7 protein-coding genes and 3 tRNA genes are annotated in these 6,109 nt (G+C 31.5%); all 10 read left to right on the top strand.

Translation table 11 applies throughout. The annotated features are described in order from the left end of the window. The coding region (locus OM075_RS17230) for a flotillin-like FloA family protein (RefSeq protein WP_301191777.1) at nucleotides 1-132 on the top strand (132 nt) is incomplete at its 5' end. A 181-nt stretch (nucleotides 133-313) separates the two neighbouring features. After that, nucleotides 314-400: transfer RNA gene (locus OM075_RS17225), tRNA-Ser, on the top strand. 28 nt (nucleotides 401-428) lie between these two features. Further along, nucleotides 429-503 (top strand) — tRNA-Pro (locus OM075_RS17220). 33 nt (nucleotides 504-536) lie between these two features. Beyond that, nucleotides 537-611, top strand: a tRNA-Pro gene (locus OM075_RS17215). A gap of 420 nt (nucleotides 612-1,031) precedes the next feature. After that, nucleotides 1,032-2,282: a site-specific integrase gene (locus tag OM075_RS17210; RefSeq protein ID WP_301191776.1), complete on the top strand. Its 1,251-nt coding sequence runs from the start codon at nucleotides 1,032-1,034 to the stop codon at nucleotides 2,280-2,282. Nucleotides 2,283-2,392: 110 nt separating this feature from the next. Beyond that, the gene (locus OM075_RS17205; protein WP_301191775.1) at nucleotides 2,393-3,583 is read left to right on the top strand and encodes a hypothetical protein; all 1,191 of its coding nucleotides are present in this window, start codon (nucleotides 2,393-2,395) and stop codon (nucleotides 3,581-3,583) included. A 177-nt stretch (nucleotides 3,584-3,760) separates the two neighbouring features. After that, nucleotides 3,761-4,078, top strand: coding sequence for a helix-turn-helix domain-containing protein (locus tag OM075_RS17200; protein ID WP_301191774.1), 318 nt, complete (start codon nucleotides 3,761-3,763; stop codon nucleotides 4,076-4,078). 16 nt (nucleotides 4,079-4,094) lie between these two features. Then, a complete protein-coding gene (locus OM075_RS17195; protein WP_301191773.1) occupies nucleotides 4,095-4,799 on the top strand; it encodes a hypothetical protein in 705 nt (234 codons plus the stop codon). Nucleotides 4,800-4,823: 24 nt separating this feature from the next. Then, on the top strand, nucleotides 4,824-5,471 hold the full coding sequence (locus OM075_RS17190; protein ID WP_301191772.1) for a P-loop NTPase family protein: 648 nt from the start codon (nucleotides 4,824-4,826) through the stop codon (nucleotides 5,469-5,471). Nucleotides 5,472-5,525: 54 nt separating this feature from the next. Beyond that, nucleotides 5,526-6,098: a hypothetical protein gene (locus OM075_RS17185; protein ID WP_301191771.1), complete on the top strand. Its 573-nt coding sequence runs from the start codon at nucleotides 5,526-5,528 to the stop codon at nucleotides 6,096-6,098. Nucleotides 6,099-6,109 lie beyond the last annotated feature (11 nt).

Genomic DNA, 6,109 nt, shown 5'->3' with positions numbered 1-6,109 from the left:
AGATCTGGTAATTTAGGTGTGTTAGATTATTTAAAAATGAAAAATATTGAAGCAGATACTTCAATGAGAGATTCAATTTCTAAATCATCACCAGACAAACCAAAAAAAAATAAAAAAAAATTAGGAGCCTAAAAAGCTCCTTTATTTTTGGCTTGCAATTAATTACGTTTTGAGTGGAATAAAACATTCAATTTTTGTTTAATTTTTTTTTATCAAAAGTATTGCAGCATTAAATTATTTGTCTACATTTGCAACCGCAATCACGAAATGAGGGTTGCGAAAGAGGTCTAAAAAGTTAGACTTTATAAGACCCGGAGGGGTGGGTGAGTGGCTGAAACCACCAGTTTGCTAAACTGACGTACGGGTAACTGTACCGGGGGTTCGAATCCCCCTCCCTCCGCAAAGTTTGAAATCTTGAAAAAACACTACGGGGTGTAGCGCAGTCCGGTTAGCGCACCTGGTTTGGGACCAGGGGGTCGGGAGTTCGAATCTCTCCACCCCGACACAGTTTTTTCACGATAATAAAACCTTAAGTACGGGGTGTAGCGCAGTCCGGTTAGCGCACCTGGTTTGGGACCAGGGGGTCGGGAGTTCGAATCTCTCCACCCCGACTACTTAAAATACTAAATAAGTTAAAAGCCTGTAAAATGAATGTTTTACAGGCTTTCTTGTTTTTTGTTATTTCAATATAAACTAATGTAATTCAAATTTCTGGTGAGCTATTAGTGAGTAAATATTTAATTCTAAATTTGTTCACCAGAACAATAAAGAATTAGATCTTGTGATTTTTGAAATAAAAGCAATTTTGAAATTCTAAATACAAAATTGCTGGTGAATAGCTGGTGAACAGACCTGTTTATCTAAAATCTGTTCACTGGAATCTCCATAAACCACAGATTTAATGCAAATTACAATAGTTTAAATTTCTGTAGTGAACAATTTATTTGATTGATATTGATTGGTTTAACTCAAAGTTCTTTGATGCCAAACAAGGTTTTGGGTTTAGTATTAACCATCAAAAATTGATTGTCATGACTACAAATCAAACATTTGCAATTACTTTTTTAGCAAGAACAGATCGAAAAGAAAAAGAAATCTGTAGCATTTATGCACGTATTAATGTAAATGGAAAGAGATCTGAATTCTCAGTAGTAAGATCCATTCCTCTTGAGGCTTGGAATCCAACTAAAGAACGCATTGATAGTAAGTATAAAGACTTTCGTAAATCAAATGCCTATATTGAACAGGTAAGGGCCAAGATTACAAATATTCATAGAGAACTTGTTTTAAAGGAGGAGTCTATTTCTGCAATAATTATAAAAAATATTTTCTTTGGAAGATCTGATAATGGGAAAACACTTATTGAGTTATTTGAATACCATAACATATCTCAAGTAAATGTATTAAGCCCAGGAACTCTTAAAAACTACTATACTACCCATAAATATATTAGTAAGTATTTAAGAGAGATAAAGAAGATAGATGATATAATTTTAGCAAAAATAAATTATCAGTTTATTACCGGATTTGAATCCTACTTAAGAAACTATGTCCCTTCAGACCATCATAGGCCTTTATCAAATAATGGTGTGATGAAACACCTGGAACGTTTAAGAAAGGTAACTACCATGGCTATTAAACTAGAATGGCTAGAAAAAGATCCTTTTGAAAGATTTAAATTCTCATTCAATAAGGTAGACAGAGGTTACCTTACAGATAAAGAATTAAATACAATAAAAACAAAATCATTTAATATACCTCGTCTTCAATTTGTTAAGGATCTATTTATTTTCTCGTGCTATACCGGTTTATCGTATATTGACGTTATAAACTTAACTAATGAAAATATAATAATGGGTATTGATGGTGAATACTGGATTCAAACAATAAGGCAAAAGACTGAAATGGTTGTTAATATTCCACTTCTACCAGTTGCATTGAATATCCTAAATAACTATAAAGATCATCCAAAATCTATACATGGGGATCAGTTATTCCCTAGTTTGTCCAATCAAAAGTTAAATAGTTATTTAAAAGAAGTTGGAGATATTTGTGGAATACAAAAAAGTCTTACTTTTCATATGGCAAGACATACATTTGCAACTACAGTTACATTAAGTAATGGTGTTCCAATTGAGACGGTAAGTAAAGTATTAGGACATTCTAATTTGTCAACAACCATGATTTATGCAAGAGTATTAAAAACAAAGATAAGTGAAGATATGCATAAACTTAAGGATAAACTTAATAATCAAAAAGATAAAATAAATAGATGTTCTTGAGTATAACATAAAAAATGTACTTAAATCTTGGCATTTGATTTGTATTGTTAATTAATTGTAAACTATTATCAATCATTTAACTATATATTTAAATCTAATCTTAAAATCAAATGTCAGACTTATTATCTAACATTGACAGGGTTGTTGATAATCTTAACAACCCTGAAGAATGTTCTTTTCGTAAATTATTTGAAAATAATCAGATCCAAAATCAAATAATTGAATTCAAAAAAAATAAAAAGCTATTCAAACAACATCTAAACAAATTAGCTTTAGAAGAGAAATCCACAGAAGCATTTAAAAGACAAATACAATACTACCAGACCAGTCTTATAAAGTTGCTGGATTTACTCTATACATATCAGCATGAATGCGTTTATTTTAATGAGTGTCGAAAAAAATTATTAAGGCCTAAGGTTAATTTTTACATTGGTTATTTAGAATTGCTTCTACAAAGCTTTCCGGATTATTTTAATACTGCACAACCAGTTCCATTTTTTTTGTACCTGAATATTAGAAAAAAGCTTTACAAATTATTTTGTAAAAAAAATATAGCATTAATTCAGAATAAATCAGTTTCTGATTTGTGCCTCTTAATAAAGGCGGTCTTTGATGAAAATACAATTGGATTTAGTTTTCAAGCCATCAATTACTGGGATGATTTTATAAGCGGATTTCCAAAAGAAATTATTAAAGATGCCACTTACCAGAACGATGAAAAAATACAGAAAAGGTTACTCTGCAGGTATTTAATTAGTATAAATTTCAATCATAGTTATATATATCAATTTATTACAGATGATATAAAGGGTGCTACTACAGAAATAGAAGATCAATCAAAAAGGATACATTACTTATCACGAATAAAGAAAAATATATCGCAGATTGTGGATTTAAATTCTAAAAGTTTTTATCCGTATGGAGAAACTCTAAAACAAATGTCATTAAACTGGATTAAAAAAGAAATCAATTACTACAAATATAGCTACACAATTATTCAGGAACAATCTATTTCAGAAGTAGATAAAGTACAATCTCGAAGCGTAAATAAATTTAAAACTAATTTCTCTGTTGGACAGATGGGATGTTTTCTGCGCACTTTAGTAGATAATAAGATAATGGATATAGACAAGGATCGTATTGGTGAATTTATAAAGTTATTTTCAGATAATTTTTCTTCATTACGAAGTGTTAATGTTTCAACAAAACACTTGTCAAATAAATATTATGAGCAAAATGAATATGCGTTAAAAAGTACCAAAGAAATATTTCTTAAGCTATATCGATCGTCAAATAATTGATTAAATATTTAAAAAACTTCCACAATAATACTGCTCAAATTGATTGGTGTAAAAAAAATATTCATTTGTAATAAATTGGTAATCATGGGGGTGGTAGGGGATGGATCCACCCCCTACCACTGTTTTCGTATTTCCTTTTTACATTCCTTTGTGCCATATCAATATCAATTAAAAATTATGGCAACAGAATTTAACAAAATCGCGAACACATCTAAAAACAGAATGTATCGTGAGCAAATTATCACTCAAGACGATTTAAGAGAATTTAAAATTGAATTATTAGCAGATATTAAAAAGCTGCTAAAACAGAATTCAGGATCAAATCAAAAGAAATGGTTGAAGTCTTATGAAGTTAGAGAACTTTTGAATATTTCACCAGGAACACTTCAGCATTTACGTGTAAGCGGAACCTTGCCTTTTACAAAAGTTGGGGGTACCATTTACTATGATTTCAATGATATTCATAACATGATTTCAGAAAACAAGATCCAATAGTGATTGATAAAAGGTTATGAATTATATCCGGCACCAGCAAACTGTTTTTGCAATGATGGATGCCAATGCCAATATTAAACCAATTCATATAAGTTTATATCTGGCTCTATTTAGAAAATGGAATCAAAACAAGTTTGAAAATCCAATAATTATAAATAGACAAGAAATCATGAAAATGTCAAAGATTAGTTCCCCAAATACTTATACCAAAGTTCTTAAAGAATTAGAACGTTGGAATTATATTAGGTACCATCCATCATTTGATCCGAATAGTGGATCAAAAGTTCACTTGTACAAATTTGATACAGGTACCTGTACACTACCTGTATCAAATTTGATATCTTCTTATAAACATATAAACTATATACATAATATATATAGTAGTGGAGAATCAAGTCAAAATGAATTAAAAGAAAATAATATGAAGGAAAAAAGGAAAAAAGCGTTTCAAGTACCACCAATTGAGCACATTCAAATCTATTTTGAACAAAAAGGCCATTCAAAAACAGAAGCCGAAAAATTTTTCAATTATTACGAGAGTATAGGATGGTTAGTTGGAGGAAAAACAAAAATGAAAGATTGGAAAGCAGCTGCAAGAAACTGGATGCTGAACGTTGAGAAGTTTCAGAAGAAAGAAGCAAATCCCAAAAGCAAACAAGAAACAATCAAGGATCAGGTATCACAACCATTTAGTGGTTCAGGTTATAATGAACCACTTTAATCCAAAGATTAAAAAGTTTGCGTCATGTTTTATACAATTAGCAACAATCAAATCATTTATAACTATCAAAAAAGCCTTGATTTTATCTCTCAAAAAGGGAAAGAGATATATGGTACTGGTTTTAAACTTTTGAGTGAAGATATGCCCCTTATCCGGAAATTATTTGTTTACATGATCCAGGATACGAATTTAACCCGGCAGGAAGGATTGGATCCACGAAAAGGGATTATGCTTTGCGGACCAATTGGTGCTGGAAAAACATCCTTAATACATTTGATGCGATTGATACTCCCTGAACCAAGAAGCTACATGATTAAATCATGCAGGGATATCAGCTTTGAATTTCATAAAGATGGCTATGATGTGATACATCGTTATAGTAAAAAATCTTTTGAAATAAAGCCAGGAGCAAAGATTCCCAAAACGATTTGTTTTGATGATTTAGGAGCTGAAGAAAATCTGAAGCATTTTGGCAATGAGTGTAATGCGTTATCAGAAATACTTTTGTCCAGGTACGACCTGTTTATCTCAGATGGTCTGCTTACTCATATGACTACTAATTTAAATGCCTCAGAAATTGAAAAACAATATGGAGCCCGAGTCAGAAGCCGACTCAGGGAAATGATGAATGTACTTTCATTTCCGGATGATGCTGCAGATAAACGAAAATGATAAAAAAGTCAAGTCTATTGTCTTTTATCTATAATCTGAAAAACTAAAATAAATATGTCACTAAAATCAGTTTTATTTGAAAAAGGCCTTCCTCTGTTGGCCAATGTTTTTACAGGAGGAACAGCCAAACCTGTATTTGAATTAATCAAATCAGTAACAGGATTACACTTTAACGATGAGGAACACTTTCAGCAAGTTATTTCCCAAAGACCTGACCTCATCGTGAAACTCAAGGAGTTTGAAACCAATCAAAAGATTGAGCTGGAAAAATTGGCTTTGCAAGCTACAATTATTGAACTGGAAGAATCAAAAGCCTATTTGATGGATAAGCAAAATGCCCGTTTAAGAGAAACAGAATTTGCAAAAGCAACAGGACAACGTGACTGGCTCATGATGGCTTTGGCTATTGTGGTTGTGATTGGTTTCTTTGGTCTTATCTCTGTAATGATTATTGGCGATAATGCCCAAAAGACAAGTAGCAACGGACCCATCAACCAATTATTCGGTGCATTGGTTGCCGGATTTAGTATGGTCCTCTCCTATTTCTTTGGATCAAGTAAAAGCTCTGCTGATAAGGATAAGACCATCGCAAAACAATCTCAATCATCTGGTCATGTTCAATTTTAACCTTTCTCCTT

It is taken from the genome of Plebeiibacterium sediminum, assembly GCF_026013605.1.
Classification (GTDB): domain Bacteria; phylum Bacteroidota; class Bacteroidia; order Bacteroidales; family Marinilabiliaceae; genus Saccharicrinis; species Saccharicrinis sediminus.
Note: the sequence above shows the minus strand (reverse complement) of the source record. Positions and strands in the feature narration are given on the sequence as shown.

Bases quoted from the DNA above. Each gene is read 5' to 3' on its own strand.
- OM075_RS17210 (WP_301191776.1), top strand. From the start codon at position 1,032: ATGACTACAAATCAAACATTTGCAATTACTTTTTTAGCAAGAACAGAT.
- OM075_RS17205 (WP_301191775.1), top strand. From the start codon at position 2,393: ATGTCAGACTTATTATCTAACATTGACAGGGTTGTTGATAATCTTAAC.
- OM075_RS17195 (WP_301191773.1), top strand. From the start codon at position 4,095: ATGAATTATATCCGGCACCAGCAAACTGTTTTTGCAATGATGGATGCC.
- OM075_RS17200 (WP_301191774.1), top strand. From the start codon at position 3,761: ATGGCAACAGAATTTAACAAAATCGCGAACACATCTAAAAACAGAATG.
- OM075_RS17190 (WP_301191772.1), top strand. From the start codon at position 4,824: ATGTTTTATACAATTAGCAACAATCAAATCATTTATAACTATCAAAAA.
- OM075_RS17185 (WP_301191771.1), top strand. From the start codon at position 5,526: ATGTCACTAAAATCAGTTTTATTTGAAAAAGGCCTTCCTCTGTTGGCC.